The sequence below is a fragment of the Siccirubricoccus phaeus genome (assembly GCF_008360935.1).
Lineage (GTDB): Bacteria > Pseudomonadota > Alphaproteobacteria > Acetobacterales > Acetobacteraceae > Siccirubricoccus > Siccirubricoccus phaeus.
In genome coordinates this window covers 118,729-133,397 of record NZ_SRXO01000004.1, presented here as the reverse complement: position 1 = coordinate 133,397, position 14,669 = coordinate 118,729, and the positions used below count along the sequence as shown (strand labels likewise).

General features: G+C 70.4%; 15 protein-coding genes and 1 tRNA gene. 11 read left to right on the top strand and 5 right to left on the bottom strand.

Annotated elements, in window-relative coordinates; translation table 11 throughout:
• Positions 1-18 precede the first annotated feature (18 nt).
• Positions 19-900 (top strand): hypothetical protein, encoded by an 882-nt coding sequence (locus E5N76_RS07250; protein WP_149536624.1) that lies wholly within the window; start codon positions 19-21, stop codon positions 898-900.
• Between the two features lie 153 nt (positions 901-1,053).
• Here the strand turns inward: E5N76_RS07250 and E5N76_RS07245 are convergent, their stop codons facing one another.
• Together E5N76_RS07245 and E5N76_RS07240 are read right to left on the bottom strand one after the other, a co-directional pair.
• Positions 1,054-1,548: a hypothetical protein gene (locus E5N76_RS07245; RefSeq protein ID WP_207791892.1), complete on the bottom strand. Its 495-nt coding sequence runs from the start codon at positions 1,546-1,548 to the stop codon at positions 1,054-1,056.
• A gap of 6 nt (positions 1,549-1,554) precedes the next feature.
• Complete coding sequence (locus E5N76_RS07240) at positions 1,555-2,076, bottom strand: type II toxin-antitoxin system CcdA family antitoxin (RefSeq protein WP_149536622.1); 522 nt, start codon at positions 2,074-2,076, stop codon at positions 1,555-1,557.
• Positions 2,077-2,188: 112 nt separating this feature from the next.
• Between E5N76_RS07240 and E5N76_RS07235 the strand changes: the two genes are divergently transcribed.
• The 4 genes from E5N76_RS07235 (at position 2,189) to E5N76_RS29390 (ending at position 4,738) form a co-directional block, all read left to right on the top strand.
• Complete coding sequence (locus E5N76_RS07235; protein ID WP_149536621.1) at positions 2,189-2,464, top strand: hypothetical protein; 276 nt, start codon at positions 2,189-2,191, stop codon at positions 2,462-2,464.
• A 388-nt stretch (positions 2,465-2,852) separates the two neighbouring features.
• Complete coding sequence (locus E5N76_RS29400; RefSeq protein ID WP_187830038.1) at positions 2,853-3,272, top strand: hypothetical protein; 420 nt, start codon at positions 2,853-2,855, stop codon at positions 3,270-3,272.
• 3 nt (positions 3,273-3,275) lie between these two features.
• Positions 3,276-3,707, top strand: a complete 432-nt coding sequence (locus tag E5N76_RS29395; protein ID WP_187830037.1) for a PIN domain-containing protein — start codon at positions 3,276-3,278, stop codon at positions 3,705-3,707.
• Positions 3,708-3,721: 14 nt separating this feature from the next.
• The gene (locus E5N76_RS29390) at positions 3,722-4,738 is read left to right on the top strand and encodes a CBASS cGAMP-activated phospholipase (protein WP_187830036.1); all 1,017 of its coding nucleotides are present in this window, start codon (positions 3,722-3,724) and stop codon (positions 4,736-4,738) included.
• 125 nt (positions 4,739-4,863) lie between these two features.
• On the opposite strand, the gene E5N76_RS07225 is transcribed toward E5N76_RS29390, so the two are convergent.
• Complete coding sequence (locus E5N76_RS07225) at positions 4,864-8,181, bottom strand: DEAD/DEAH box helicase (RefSeq protein WP_149536620.1); 3,318 nt, start codon at positions 8,179-8,181, stop codon at positions 4,864-4,866.
• A 366-nt stretch (positions 8,182-8,547) separates the two neighbouring features.
• Here E5N76_RS07225 and E5N76_RS07220 point away from each other — a divergent pair, with 366 nt between their 5' ends.
• Complete coding sequence (locus tag E5N76_RS07220) at positions 8,548-9,000, top strand: hypothetical protein (protein ID WP_149536619.1); 453 nt, start codon at positions 8,548-8,550, stop codon at positions 8,998-9,000.
• Here the strand turns inward: E5N76_RS07220 and E5N76_RS07215 are convergent.
• Positions 8,964-9,425, bottom strand: a complete 462-nt coding sequence (locus tag E5N76_RS07215; RefSeq protein WP_149536618.1) for a hypothetical protein — start codon at positions 9,423-9,425, stop codon at positions 8,964-8,966. The genes E5N76_RS07220 and E5N76_RS07215 overlap by 37 nt on opposite strands.
• A 193-nt stretch (positions 9,426-9,618) precedes the next feature.
• A tRNA-Ala gene (locus E5N76_RS07210) sits at positions 9,619-9,694 on the bottom strand.
• 161 nt (positions 9,695-9,855) lie between these two features.
• Between E5N76_RS07210 and E5N76_RS07205 the strand changes: the two genes are divergently transcribed.
• The 5 genes from E5N76_RS07205 to E5N76_RS07185 all read left to right on the top strand — a co-directional run bounded on the left by E5N76_RS07205 (position 9,856) and on the right by E5N76_RS07185 (position 14,657).
• Complete coding sequence (locus E5N76_RS07205; protein ID WP_149536617.1) at positions 9,856-10,587, top strand: CoA transferase subunit A; 732 nt, start codon at positions 9,856-9,858, stop codon at positions 10,585-10,587.
• Between the two features lie 3 nt (positions 10,588-10,590).
• Positions 10,591-11,235 carry a CoA transferase subunit B gene (locus E5N76_RS07200; protein ID WP_149536616.1) on the top strand — a complete coding sequence of 215 codons (645 nt, stop codon included), beginning with the start codon at positions 10,591-10,593 and terminating at the stop codon, positions 11,233-11,235.
• Between the two features lie 286 nt (positions 11,236-11,521).
• Complete coding sequence (gene folE, locus E5N76_RS07195; protein WP_149536615.1) at positions 11,522-12,160, top strand: GTP cyclohydrolase I FolE; 639 nt, start codon at positions 11,522-11,524, stop codon at positions 12,158-12,160.
• Positions 12,161-12,796: 636 nt separating this feature from the next.
• Entirely contained in the window at positions 12,797-13,303 is a 507-nt protein-coding gene (locus E5N76_RS07190) for a winged helix-turn-helix transcriptional regulator (RefSeq protein WP_149536614.1), read from the top strand.
• A complete protein-coding gene (locus E5N76_RS07185) occupies positions 13,293-14,657 on the top strand; it encodes an MATE family efflux transporter (RefSeq protein ID WP_149536613.1) in 1,365 nt (454 codons plus the stop codon). The genes E5N76_RS07190 and E5N76_RS07185 overlap by 11 nt, the downstream gene beginning before the upstream one ends.
• Positions 14,658-14,669 lie beyond the last annotated feature (12 nt).

Here is a 14,669-nt window from a genome sequence, read left to right as displayed (position 1 = left end):
TGACCTTTGCTTCGGCGCATGATGCGAGTCATGAAAGAGGGCGGCCTCATGTTCTCCGTCGCTTACGTGATCCTGCCTTTCTCTGACACCCCTCCTGCTGACGCAATCCGCGGGTCGCTGGCTCGCTTTCAGCGAGGGCGGCGTGGTGACGTGCCTGAAGGCTGGCTGATCTTCGACGACGAGACGGAGGACGTGAGGAAGGCGTACGAGGCGAACCTCACCTTCACCGAAAAGGGCACAGGTGGTCTGCAGATCGAAGGGGATGCCGACCTTTGGAACATCGACACCGGGAAGATCCAGGATGAGATGCGGCAGCTGGGCCTTCGGCAATGGAGCGTGCGTTTTGCGGACACGATGAGTCTCGATGAGTTTTTCGAGCGCTTCTGCAGGAGGCTGGAGCGCCATCCGGATACCGGCGCGTTCGGGCGATGGCTGAACGGGTTGGGTCGTTGGGACTGGTGGGACCTCGGAGGCCGCTTCGACGGGCGCATCGTCGGCGACCGGCGGAACAGGGAGGGTCGCAGCGTTGCAGAGGTGTCCTCCGGTCCGAGCCGTGGGCGGACCATCCTGGCCAACCTGGAGAACCAGCTTGCCAAGGCGTTAGGGCAGGAGCCGCCCCAACTGCTGGACGTACATACCGACCGAAACATCGAACTTGTGGCGACCCTGCTCGAGGACGCGCGAGCCGGGCGGGAGCATGCCTTCCCTGGATCCCTCGTGTTGCCGCCCGGGGCAGTCGAGGACCGATTGAGGTGGCTGCACACATGGCCGGATCTAGGACCCGAAGAAGCTTTCGCCTGGCTGGGGGTGCCGCCGGATGCGAGCTGGTCATCGGTCGTCACCGCAGCATACGCGCGGTTCGAGGACCACTGGGCGGCGGGGGTGGCGTATCACCACTAAGCTCGTCTTTGACCAATTTCAGCACGACGGCGCCTTCCGAGGAGCTGGCGTCCGAGGCACCGGCGCGGGCCACCGACGCGCCCCGGCACGGCGAATACCGGTAGGCTACGGCCCTTCTGGGAACCGAGCTCCGACTTCTTGTCACCGGTCACCTCATGCCTCCTTGTCCGCCTGCCGTCTCCGGCGAGCCGCGGCCAGCTGCAAGTCGAGCAGGCGCCTCCGCATCAGGAGGTGCCGGTGCCACCGGTAGTGCGCCCGCGGCAACTCCTCGGCCTGCCGCAGCCAGATCCTGATCCCGCAACGCCCGCCTTGCTGCGCGCCCCGCAGCCAGCGCGCCTGGGTTGCCAGCTGGCGCACCAGGCCCGCCGGGGGCTCCGTCCAGGGGATGCGGAGCTGCAGGGCGAGACGGCGGGCGAGGCGCAGCTCGCCCTCGCTCCACGGCGCGAGGTAGCGGTCGCGTGGTTCCGGCGGGCGGGTGTGCAGCCAGGCCGAGACGCGCAGCTCGAACAGGTAGCTCCCGCGCGGCACCTCGAGGACGGCTGCGAGTCGGGTGCGCCGCGGGCCGGGCAGCCGCCGCTTCCGGGTGAACGGGTGCAGCGGCCCAGGGCCGACGACCCACGTCCTGCGGGGCGAGATGGGGAGAGCCACGGGCGCTCAGTGAGTGAGGCGGAGGTAGTCCACCAGCAGCTCGATGTGGCCGGGCATCCGGTGGAACTCCTCGTCCGTAGGTTGCCGCGCGGGCCGGACCATGTAGCCGCGCATCAGGAACCAGCACTCCTCCGGGGTCAGCGGGTACTCGTCGGCGGGGACGCAGTACGAGGTCGGGACCGCGTCCACCTCTGCGGGGCCATTCACCGGATGGCCTGACGCCTCGGCGGCACCCTGCGGGGTCGCGGCACCACTGATAATGAACTCGTGCCCATGGTCCGCGAACCACTGATTGAATGATTCGGCTGCTTCGCGGTTGCGCTCGCGCCACCTCTCGTCGCGCCTGCGCCTCAGTTCCTTGTCCAGCAGGTTGGCCACCGTCCGCGCCGGGTAGGGCTTGCCGTCCGGGCCGCAATGGCCCTGTTCGGCCAGCAGCTCGGCGACCCGGTCCAGGTCGCGGTCCAGGTTCTCCGCGGCGAGGCGCTGGGCCTCGGCCATGATGACGGGCTCGGGCGGGTAGGCGGGCATGGGGGATCCTCCCGCGACCGAACCTAGCGCTGGTGTCGGGAGCCCTGGCAAGGGCGGCCGGAGCCCCTATGCTGTCCACGCGTTCCCGATGGCCAGAAGGCAGGGGGAAACCATGAAGCTGCCATCCTATGCCGCGATGATGGCGTCCATTGGCGCGACGGGGCTCGCGCTCATGGCCTACGGGGGTGAGCCCCTCCCGAATGGCTGGCTGGATGGCATCGTGGCGCCGGGTTCAACCATCGGCGGCGCCGTCGCCATCCTAGGCACCTGGGCGCTGGGGATCGGCACGACGGCCTTGGGTGTCGTGGCGCTGGCTCAACTCGCATTGGACGCATGGCGACACTGGCGTGGGTTGCGGCCCCGTGCAGAAGGGCGGGCGGTGGGATGAGGGCGGGCGGCGCCTGCGCGCAGCGGTGTGCCGGTCCGACGGGCTGCTCCTGGCGCGCAAGCGGAAGGCAGGAAGCCGCTGTGACGCCGGGAAAGCCCGAACGTCCTCCCTTGTAGGCCGCCTCCCCGAATAGCGAGAGGGCCACCTCGCCAGTTGCGATTGCCAATCGGACAGCTGGTCACGGCGGCACCGTAGGCAAGCTGTCCGAGGGCCCGGGCGCGGGTCAGGCAGCCAGTGCTTGCACTGCACCGTGATTATCCTGCGCGTCAACATGGCGCCGCGCACCGCCCGCATCCGCCACGTCAACCATTCTCGCCCTTGAAAGAGCACGCGTGGCCACATATTGTCTGGATCGTGGCCACACAAGGGGTGATGGTGGGAGAGGGCCGTGGAACAGAAGCTTTTGGCCGACGTCGAGGAGCTCCTGCAGGCCCGGAAGGACGACGCGGGGTTGGTTGCCGCCCTAAGTCAGTCGCTCGGCGAGGCAAGCCACGAGCAGCCCTCCGTCCGGGTAATCCGGGACAAGTTCACCAGCACGCTCCGCGCCGTCCGCTCCGGGCGCGTGCAGTTGGTCGGCACGAACCCGGAGGACCAAGTGGTGATGATCTCGCTCAAGGACCTTGCCCGCATGGTCCGCTGGGTGGCTCGCGACGTCTCCTTCGGCGAGGCGCTGCGGATGCAGCCGAGCTTCCGTCCGGTCTCGCTCAGAGCCGAGATGCGACAGCGTCCGCGCGGCAGGCAGGCATACGGCGTGACCAGACGGCACGAGGCGCGGGATGGTTGTCCCGAAACGAGCGCCGAAGGCTAGCGCTTGTACCTGCTAGGCACCCAGGCCCTGCTGGACGCCGCGTCTGGCAGCCACGCCCAGTTGATGCAGTGGCTCGACGGCGTCAGCCGCGGCGCCATCCACCTGAGCGTCATCTCGTTCGGACGGGCCCTGCACGAGGTCACACAACTCGCTCCCTCGGGGGACAGGTCGTGCTACCTGCAGAACCTCGAGACGCTCACGGCGATGGTCCGCGACCAGGGGCACCTGCTGGCTGTCGACGACAGGATCGGAAGAACCTGGGCGCACCTCCTGTCGATGGACCTCAAGATGACGCAGCCGAGCGGCGAGACCGTCGACCTGGACGACGACAACCGGATCGTGGTGGCCACCGCGCTCCAGCGGAACCTCACCCTTGTCGAGCCCGCGCAACCCTACCAAGCGACACTCCCCAAGCTGGCCGTCCACGCGTACTGACCGGACCGGGAGCAATGGAGCGACGCTACCAAGTCCTGGCGCTCTCGGGCGGTGGCTACCGGGGACTGTTCTCGGCCACGCTGCTGGAGAAGCTGGAGGAGGCGTCAGGAGAGCCCCTCCGGAACAGATTCGATCTGATCATCGGCACGTCCATCGGCGGCCTGCTCGCCTGTGGCTTGGCCTGCGGCCTTCCCGCCGGTGAGATCCGGGCGGCCATGGAGCGCCATGGCGGCGCCATCTTCGACAGGCGCCCCAGGATATGCGGCCGCAGGTTCTGGCCGCCCCTGCCGCGCGTCGGTATCCTCGCCAGCCGCTACAGCCAAGACGGCCTCCGGGAGGCGGCGGCATCGGTTCTCGGGGTCCACGCAGGCACCTCCCTCGCCAGCGTCTCCGCACCACTCATGGCTGTCGCGGTCAGCAGGCAGAACGCGAGGCCGATCGTCTTCCGTTCGGCGGGGATCTCGGACAGGCCGAGCCGGGCCTCGCTCCTCGATGCGGTGCTGGCCACCTCGGCGGCGCCAACCTATTTCCCGGAGCACCTCGTCGAGGGCGAGACGCTGATCGACGGCGGCATCGTCGCCAACGCGCCCGACCTGATCGGCCTGGCAGAAATCATGGCCCGCTACGGCGCGAGGCCGGACACGGTGGAGATGCTGAGCGTCGGGACGGCGGGAGGGGGACATGCCGATGTCCCGAGGAGGCCCAGGGGCCACGGCGCGCTGCGCTGGATGCTGCCGGGGCGGCTATTCGGCCGCGCGTTGTTCGCGGTGACCATCTCCGCGCAGGAAGCCATGGCCCTGGAGATCACGCAGCGGCTCCTGCGGGACCGGCACGTCCGGCTGGACCGGCACCCCAGCGCCGAGCAGCAGGTGCATCTCGGCCTCGACAGGGCCAGCCCCCGCGCGACCGCCGTTCTTGGCGACCTGGCGCGGCAGGCGTGGCGCGAACTCGAGAACTCGCGCGACAGGACGACGGTCGAGGGCATGCTCCGCCACCGGGCCTCCTGGGCAACGCCGCGTGGAATTCTTTGATGCGGCGCGGTCCCCCTTGCCCATGGCCGCCCTCCGCCCAGCTCGGCAGCTCGCCGCGCGCGGACACGACCGCAGGCTCGGTCGTGGCAGTGGCTCGCCTGGCACTTCGACGCGCCGACAGGGGCCTACGCGCTGGCGATGACACCCAACGGCAGCCCGAAGGTCTCCATGAGGTAGGTCTCGGTGGCCGCGAGCAGTTCCAGGTGGTCGCCCTCCGCCGCCGCGCGGGACAGGCCTGGCTGCACGATGAAGACGCTGAACTCCCGCTCGGCGCCGCGGAGCTGACCTTCCAGCCGCCGCAGCGCGGCAAGGTCGCCGCGCTCGAACCGGCTTGGGGCGCCGCGCGCGATGCGCTGGCCCTCGCGAAGCTGGAGATGCCGGAACAGCGCCTCCGCGTCGCCGCGCCACCGGACGCTCTTCTGCGCCTGCCCGCAGACCACGTATAGGTCGTCCAGCCTGGCGCCGGGCCTCGTCTCCTTGGAGAACTTGCAGTGGTAGAGGTGGACGACGATGCGGCCCGGCGCAGCCCTGATGGCCACCACGTCGGCCGCCTCGCCAGCGTCGTCATCGTCGACGACGATGTCGAAGGCGGCGTCCCCGGTCTGGGCCAGCAGCGACTGGATCACCTTGAACTGCACGGACTCGGGGCGCTTCTGCTCCTTCTGGGACTCCTTCCGGATGTCCGTGCCCGCCCAGTTCCAGGCGACGATCCGGTCGCGGGAGTACGGAATGCGGTTGGCCACGCCCTGCGGTGTAAAGAGCTCGTCCCCGCGCAGCACCGAACCGTCGGCGAAGTACACCCAGGGTGGGTTGTCGGCGAGCCACTCGCCCAGGGGTGTCCTCTTGCCACCGACATCGATGAACGCAAGGGGGCCGCCCGCCGGAACGTAGCGGGCGCCGCTCGCCCCGAACCTGACCTCGAGGTCGGACGACCGCGCGTCAGCGCCGACGGCGATTGTCACCCGGAGGCGGAGCGGTCCGGCGTCCGTGTGCTCGGCAGGGCCCAGGTCGACGTCGAACAGCGGAGCGGCGGCATCGCCGACCTCGATCTTAACGAGGTGCTCCGGCTTCCTGAGCAGCCTCTCGTCCCACTCGACGGCCATGGGCACGAGCGGCGGGCGCTCCGTGACCTCCGTGGGCACCATGGCGTGGCGGAAGATGTCCTCCGGCTTGATGGTGTCGTCGAGCAGCTTCGCGCCCACGTGGCGGCACCAGTCCACCCACTCCGCCATGTCGTGGGCGATGAGGTAGGACCACAGCCGACCCTTCCGCGAGCAGCCCACGGTGACCTTGCTGCCCGCCTCGTAGCCGATGCCGAAGAGGTTCGAGCGAGTCTTGTTCCCGACCAGCGCCTCCGTCATGGCGCGCCCGACGTCCGAGCCGGTGTGCATCGAGAACCGAACCGCGCGGCCGATGGTGTGGTTCAGGCCGAGGTTCATGAGGAGGAGGCGGTTGACGCCGTGCAGGCAGCGGAACACCCGGTCGCCGTCGACGATGTCAACGTCGTCGCCGCAAACCGCCTTCGCCAGACCCTCGTGGAGGCTGCCGTTGTCGGAGCTGTTGATGAACAGCAGGCCCCGGTCCTGGTCCCAGTGCAGCAGGTAGAGGTGCCAGATCGTGTTGGACACCTCCTTCACGGCGCCCCAGGGCACCGGCTCCTGCTCCTGGGTGATGAAGACCAGGGTGCGGCGCCCGGCGTTGAGCAGCGGCCCCGCGTGGATCCGCGCGCGCTTGCGGATGGCACCCTCGGCGCGGCCGGGCGCCCAGTCCGCGCAGCCCGTGCGGTAGACAACGGCGCTCATCTTCGGGAACACATTTTGCAGCGCGACCGGGGACGGCGGGCCGGTGAAGCCGTCAAGGAAGTCCGAGCGGCGGGTGTGGCGCCCGACGGCGCCGGAGCTCAGCTCGGTCAGCAGCCGGTTCCAGTCCGCGTCCTCGGCGTAGAGGTCCCGGAGGCGGTCCTCCATGTCGGGGCTGGCGACGTTGGCGACGACGGTCGCCTGGCCGAGGTCGCTGTGCGCCCGCGTGAAGCGGCCGGTGAACTGCAGCGTGATGGCCAGGCTCTTGTGGGAGTCGTGGACGGCGGCGATCTTCAGGTTCGGGAAGTCGAAGCCCTCCCCGAGCATGTTCACGCACACGATGATCCGCGCGGTCCCGCCGCGCAGGCGCGCCAGGGCGGCCTCGCGCTCCGCCTCGGGCATCCTGCTGTGGACGAGGGTCGGCCCGTGGTGCGGCGCCAGTCTCGCGTAGACCTGGATCACCTCCAGGGCGCGGTTGATGTCCTCGGTGCGGGCCATCACGACGTGCCGGTACCCGGCGGCGGTGTCGGCATCGAGCTGCTCGATTGCCGCGGCGGCGATGGCCTCGTCGGCTGACGGGCGTTCCCAGGCCATCACGCTCCTCAGCGCGATGGGGACGAAGTAGCCGTCGGCCTGTGCCTTCGCCAGCGGATAGCTGAAGATCACCCGGCCCTCCACCAGCTTCCCGTCGGTGCGGAAGGGCGTTGCCGTGAAGTGGAGCGCCCGGTTGCCGGGCTGCGCCAGGAACAGCTTGCGGAAGGCGCTCCATGTCGGTGCCGGGGCGTGGTGCGCCTCGTCGATGAAGAGGTCGCCGCAGAGCTGGGCTATCCGCTCCTGCACCTCGCGGCCGCAGCCCTGGAGCACCTGCATGCTGGCCACGACCACGTTGCAGCGCAGGAAGATGTCCTCCGCCTCCTCGACCGAGCGCGGCCTGTGCCGCAGCGTGCAGACCACGGGGAACAGGGCGCCGGGTCCGAGGACGCCGAGCGTCCGCAGCAGCCCGAAGGTCTCGAATTTCCCGGCGATCTGGTCGCGGAGCGCGTTGCCGGGGACCACCACGAGGAGCCGGGGCATCCGCTCCCGCGCGAGGATCGCGAGCATCGTCTCGGTCTTCCCGGTGCCGGTGGGCATGACCACTGTCGCCGGGTCCGCGACCCCCCTCCAGTGCGCGAGGACCGCGTACAGCGCGCCGACCTGGGGAGGCCGCAGGCCGCACTCGGTCACCTTCCCATCCGCGTCCTTGACCTCCTCCCGGAAGGCGAACGCGCCGTCCCAGGACCGCCTCGCCTCCTCGGCCGCGGCGCCCGGCGCACGCCAGCTCGGCGCCGCGTCAGGCGCACCGACCCACGCGGCGTTCACCGCGACGCCCGCGGCCACCTGCCGGTCCCCCGCCGGGACACCCGGCCGTGCGACGAGCACCTGGTCGAAGCCCTCGTTGCCTTTCGGCCGCCGTCCGAGGAGCAGGACGGCCCTCCCGGCGTCGGCATTGAGCACGAAACCGTCGGGCGCACCCCGGGAGGTGAGGCGGCGGGCCGCGACCGTGGCGGTCCGCTCGGGGTGGAGGAGCTGCCGGATGGGATTGCCGTTGACCTGTTCGTCCACGGCGTAGCGTCGTGGCAGCAGCAGCCGGTCGCCGACCTTCATGTCCGACCTCGCGGCACCTGTGGTGGAATGCGCCCCGAGCACGCCACCAGGAGACACCAGAAAGCGGAGGGGACTGCCTCTTATTCTACTCTAAATCTCAAGAGGGAGCGGAAGAAAACAAGCGCCATGGGCTGCCGCCGGGCCCGCCACGTCTCGGAAAACGCGGATTTTCTGAACGGTGCCTCGGTGAGGGCCGCGCCTGCAGCCCGGGCGGACTCCCTTGCGGCATGGCCCGAGGCACCATTGCCCTGTGGAGGGCGCATGGGAACCAGCACGCCACAGGGAGGGGCACCAATGGAAGATGGAGCTGGCGGCTGCATGCGGAGCGCCCAGGCGGATGCCTCTGGGCCGCATGCGGTGTGGGCCATGCCCCCGGACGAGGAGATCCGGCGGGCGATGGCCGAGGGTCGCACCCCGGGCGGCCGGTCGTTCGAGGACTGCAAGACTGTCCTGCTGCGGGCCAGGGAGGTCGGCTTCGCCGCTGCCGTCCGGGAGCGCAGGAAGCCGCGTCCCATGACCGACGCGGAGCGGATGGACGCCATCGAACGCGACCTGCGGAACGGCGATTCACGGTTCGCCGGGGCCTTGCTCCGCTTGTACGGGCCGACGCTCGACGTCAGCGGGAGCGGGGACATGGTCGCGCGGATGCGGGCCGCCCGGGCGAGGCTCGCAGAGATCCTCGCCCACGAGGCGGACCACGGCAGGTGCAGCCTGCTGGACCGGAGCGCCCCGGAGGTGGCCGCGATGGAGCGGCACTTTGCCGCGGCTGGCCTGCCGACCCCCTATCCGCCGCCCCAGGCTGGCGGCGGGGTGCCCTGACCGAGTTCGGGCAAGAGCCGATCCAGCGCGGCCCGGCTCGCGAGCACCTCCGCGTGCAGGTCGCCGGTCGGCGTCTCACGGATGAGCCCGCCGCCGAGATCCGCAGGCAGCTCGTGCGCCACGGAACCGTCTGGAAGGCCGCTGCTGTCCCCGGCCAACTCCTGCGCTGCTAGCTCGTCGTCGGCGGCCAGCAACTCGAAGGGGTTCGACGACTTCGCTGCGACCCTCGCTTGGAGTTTGCCGCGCTCCGTGGCGAACCGGCGCGCCTGGTCCACGGCCTCGGCGAATGAGTTGCAGGGTGCCAGCAGCGCGGGAGGCACCCACGGGACGAACCGCCACCGGCCCGCGATCCACATGGCTGGCGCCTCCGGGCTGTCGGTCGGCTTCCGCCTGGGGTCGAGGAGATCCTCGGGGCCCTCGGTCACGCTGGATCCTTGTTGAGCTCGCGCTCCCGGCCCGGCCCGCTGTCCCCGGCCAAGGATTCATTGGGGCGGCCACCCGCCTCGCGGGCGTCTGGTGTCCCGGCGGTGTCCGGCGCCGCACCCCTCAAAGAAAAACCGCCCCCGACCTGGGACACCGTCTGGCGGCTAAGTCCCTGGTCGGAGGCGGTTTCTATACTGGTGGAGCCAAGGGGAGTCGAACCCCTGACCTCTTGAATGCCATTCAAGCGCTCTCCCAACTGAGCTATGGCCCCCCAAGGGAGTACTGGAAGAGGAGGCGGCGTATAGCGGCCCCCCGCAGGGGGCGCAAGGCCCCCATCACCGCCGGATCAGCCCCTTCAGCAGGCTTCCCCGCACCGCCCGGCCCCATTAGCTTGCGCCCCTCGGGACACGGCCAGGGAAGGAGCATCCCCGCATGGGCAAACTCTATCCGGACGCGACGGCGGCGCTGGCCGGCGTGCTGCGCGACGGGATGATGATCCTCTCCGGCGGCTTCGGCCTCTGCGGCATCCCCTCGCTGCTGATCGAGGCGATCCGGGAGAGCGGGGTGAAGGACCTCACCATCGTCTCCAACAATGCCGGCATCGACGATGCCGGCCTTGGCCTGCTGCTCAGGACGCGGCAGGTGAAGAAGATGATCAGCTCCTATGTCGGGGAGAACAAGACCTTCGCCGAGCAGTACCTGGCCGGGGAGCTGGAGATCGAGTTCAACCCGCAGGGCACGCTGGCCGAGCGGATCCGCGCCGGCGGCGCCGGCATCCCCGCCTTCTACACCAAGACCGGCGTCGGCACCGCCGTGGCGGAAGGCAAGCCCACCGCGGAGTTCGACGGCGAGACCTATGTGCAGGAGCGCGGCATCGTCGGCGACCTCGCCATCATCCATGCCTGGACGGGCGATACCGAGGGCAACCTCGTCTATCGGAAGACCGCGCGGAACTTCAACCCCATCATGGCGACCGCCGCCCGCATGACCGTGGCGCAGGTGGAGCATCTGGTGAAGCCGGGCGAGATCAACCCGGACCACATCATCACCCCCGGCGTCTTCGTGAAGCGCATCGTCCAATGCCCGCCGGGCTATGAGAAGCGGATCGAGCAGCGCACCGTGCGCCAGCGCGAACCGGCGGCGGCCGCCGGGGAGGAGGTTTGAGCCATGGCCTGGACCCGTGACCAGATGGCGGCCCGCGCCGCCCGCGAATTGCAGGACGGTTTCTACGTCAATCTCGGCATCGGCATCCCAACGCTGGTGGCGAACCACGTGCCCGCCGGCATGAACGTCCAGCTCCAGTCGGAGAATGGCATGCTCGGCCTCGGCCCCTTCCCCTATGCGGGGGAGGAGGATCCGGACCTCATCAACGCCGGCAAGCAGACCATCACGGAGCTGCCCACGAGCTCCTATTTCAGCAGCGCCGACAGCTTCGCCATGATCCGCGGCGGGCATATCGACCTCTCCATCCTCGGCGCGCTGCAGGTGGCGGCGAATGGCGACCTCGCCAACTGGATGATCCCCGGCAAGATGGTGAAGGGGATGGGCGGGGCGATGGATCTCGTCGCCGGCGTGAAGAAGGTGGTGGTGCTGATGGAGCACACCGCCGGCGGCAAGCCGAAGCTGCTGAAGGCCTGCACCCTGCCGCTGACCGGCGCCCGGGTGGTGGATATGGTGATCACGGAGCTCGCGGTGTTCCGCCTCGCCCGCCGCGGCGAGACGCGGCTGGAGCTGGTGGAGCTGGCGCCGGAGGTGACGCTGGAAGAGGTGAAGGCGAAGACCGAGGCCGAGTTCGTCCTCGCCAATGCCTGAGCCGATGGCGGGCGTAGCCTGAGTCTCGCCGCGGCGGAGGGGCCTTGCTCTCCTCGGGGCCTGTCGGGAATGCCGATGGCCCCTCGGGACGGAAGGCTCTGAGACATCAGCGGTTGGGGCCCTCGCGGGTGGCCGGGTATGGAGGGCACGAAGAGGTGGGGTTGGTGACTCCCGCCTAAGGTGCGACTATTGCAGCCGTACCGATGCCGCCCATGTGCGAAAGGCGCAGCCGAGGGCGGGCGACCGACCAGCCGATCCCCCGGCGCGCCAAAATGGGACCGAGACCTTGAACATCCAGACCCCACCGCGCCTGGTCGAAACCCAGGCCTCCCTGGACGCCCGCCCCAGCCGGGAGGAGGCGGAAGCCGCCGTCCGCACCCTGCTGCGCTGGGCCGGCGACGACCCGGACCGGGAAGGGCTGATCGACACCCCCGCCCGCGTCGCCCGCGCCTATGAGGAATTCTTCGCCGGCTACGCCACGGACCCGGTGGAACTCCTCGCCCGCTCCTTCGAGGAGACGGACGGCTATGACGAAATGGTGGTGCTGCGCGACATCCGCCTGGAATCGCATTGCGAGCACCACATGGTGCCGATCATCGGCCGGGCGCATATCGCCTACCTGCCGGCCGGCCGCGTCGTCGGCATCAGCAAGCTGGCGCGGGTGCTGGAAGTCTACGCCAAGCGCCTGCAGATCCAGGAGAAGCTGACCGCCCAGGTGGCGAATTGCATCAATGAGGTGCTGCAGCCCAAAGGTGTCGCCGTGGTGATCGAGGCGGCGCATCAATGCATGACGACGCGCGGCATCCACAAGCCGGGGGTCTCCATGGTGACCAGCCGGATGCTGGGAGCGTTCCGGGACAACCCCACCACCCGCAAGGAGTTCCTGGCGATGATCGCGGGGCAGCGGGGCGGGATCGAGGGGTGACGCCAGGGGCTCCGCCCCTGGCCCCTGGCAGGAAGCCGTCGCGGGCAGCGTCGGCGACCCCGCACCTCCGCCAGGGACCGGACCGGTCCCCGGACCCCGGTCTGGGTTTCAGGCCCGCGGGGTGAGCCGGCCGGCTTTATAGCCAGCCTCGGAGGCCCTCGGGCAGGACGTGCCGGCCATCGTCGATGCCGGCAACCGCGACACCGTCGGCCCGACGTACGACGCACGACGCCGGGGCGGCACAGCCCCGCCGGGACGTGCCTGCGAACCCTTCAAAACAGGCCGAACGCCGGGCTGCGTTGCGTCGCCCGCCGAAGCAGCACGGCTGCGCAGGACGGCAAACCCGTCGAGGCTCGCCAGCCACTTGCGCGGCCTGCGCCATCCGCCAGCGCACCCCCCTCGCCTCAAGGTCCGAGCAGCGGACCGGCCGCGGATCATCCCGCCCCCCCCCTAGAGCGGGATCGGTTGAGCTGCGCTCACCCGCCCCGCTCTAGCTCATTGTTCGGTCGCGTGATTCACGGTCTCGGTCGATTCGACCTCAACCGATCACGCTCTAGGCCAACCTCGGCGCTTCCAACTCAGCTTGCAACACGCAAGCAAAAATGCTTGCATCACGCAAGCCAGCCGGGAGGACGCATGAGCCGCATCGATTTCTCCCGCATGCGCTGCCCCGTCGCCCGCTCCATGGCCGTGCTGGGCGAACGCTGGGCCATGCTGGTCCTGCGCGAGGCCTTCTACGGCACCACCCGCTTCGACGAATTCGAGCGCAATCTCGGCATCGCCCCCAACATCCTCTCCGCCCGGCTGCGCCAGCTCACGGAACACGGGCTGCTGGCGAAGACCCCCATTTCCGCCTCGGGGGGCCCCGGCGCCCGGCACGCATACCGGCTGACCGAGAAGGGCCGCGATTTCTTCCCGGCCTATCTCGCCCTGAAGGCCTGGGCGGATCGCTGGATGACCGGGCCGGAGGGCCCGCCGGTGGTGCTGGAAGAAGCCGCCACCGGCCGCCCGATCGTCGCCCCGCCCGTCCTCTCTTCCGCCGGCACCCGCCTGTGGCCGGAGGATATCCGCGTGCTGCCCGGCCCCGGCGCCGGCCGCGCCACCCGCGCCCGTTTCGGGGAGACCCCGCCAGATGGCCGATAGCCTCGCCGCGCCGCGCATCGCCTCGCAGGTCCGGGCGCCCTGGGGGGAGCTGCTGCGCCGGGTGCTGGCGCTGGCCGCCCCCACCACCCTGGTCGCCGTGCTGCAATCCCTCTGCCAGCTCGTGGAGCCGGTGCTGGCCGCCCGCCAGGGCACGGCCGCGCTGGCCGGCTGGGCGGTGGTGCTGCCCTTCGCCCTGCTGCTGCAGCAGATGTCGGCCGGCGCCATGGGCGGCGGCGTGGTCTCCGCCATCGCCCGGGCGCTGGGGGCCGGGAAGCGCGAGGAAGCCTCCGCCCTGGTGCTGCATGCCGTCGTCATCGCGCTGGGCTTCGCCCTGGTCTTCGCCGTGGCCCTGGCCGGCTTCCCCCGCACCATCCTCGGCTGGATCGGCGGGCCGGAAGCGGCGGACGCGGCCGCCGGCTATTGCGCCTGGCTGTTCGGCGCAGGCGCGGTGCCGGCCTGGCTGGCCAATACCCTCGCCTCCGTGCTGCGCGGCGGGGGCCGGCATGCGCTGGCCTCCCGCGTCCTCATCCTCGCCTGGCTCGGCTACCCGCCGCTCGCCTGGGCGCTGATGGAGAAGGCGGGGCTTGGCCTGCCCGGCGCCGGCATCGCCTTCGCGGTGATGATGGCGCTCGCCGCAATCGGCATGGCGGCGGTGGTGCTGCGCGGCGGGGCGGGCTTCGTGCCCACCCTCCGGGTCGGGCTGCAGGCGGCGCTGTTCAGGCGCATCCTGGCCGTCGGGCTGGTGGCCTGCACCATGGCCTGCATCGCCAACCTGACCACCATCCTGGTCACTGCCGCCATCGCCCGGCACGGCGCCGCGGCCGTCGCCGCCTATGGCGTCTCCGCGCGGCTGGAATTCCTCATGGTGCCGCTCGCCTTCGGGGTCGGCTCGGCGCTGACGGCGCTGGTCGGCCGCGCCGTCGGCGCCGGGGCCTGGGCGGAGGCGCGGCGCATCGCCTGGACCGGCGGGCTGCTCGCCTTCGCCGTCACCGCCTCGGTCGGGCTGTTCGTTTCCCTGCTGCCCGGCCCCACCGCGCGCTTCTTCGCCAGCGACCCGGCGGTCGCCGCCATCGCCGCCGCGGCCATCGGGCTGATCGGCCCGGCCCTGCCCGGCTTCGGCGTCGGCATGGCGCTCTATTTCGCCTCCATGGGGGCGGGGCGGATGCGCTGGCCGGCCATCGCCGCCTGTTCCCGCATCGGCATCGCGGTGGGCGGCGGCTGGCTGCTCTCGGAAGGGCTGGGCTGGGGGCTGGAGGGACAGTTCATCGCCGTGGCCCTCGGCATCTCCGCCTATGGGCTGATCACGGCCGTGTCAGTTCGCCAAGCCGTATGGTCCGCGCCACACGCCGGGTAAGGAAGGGGCTCT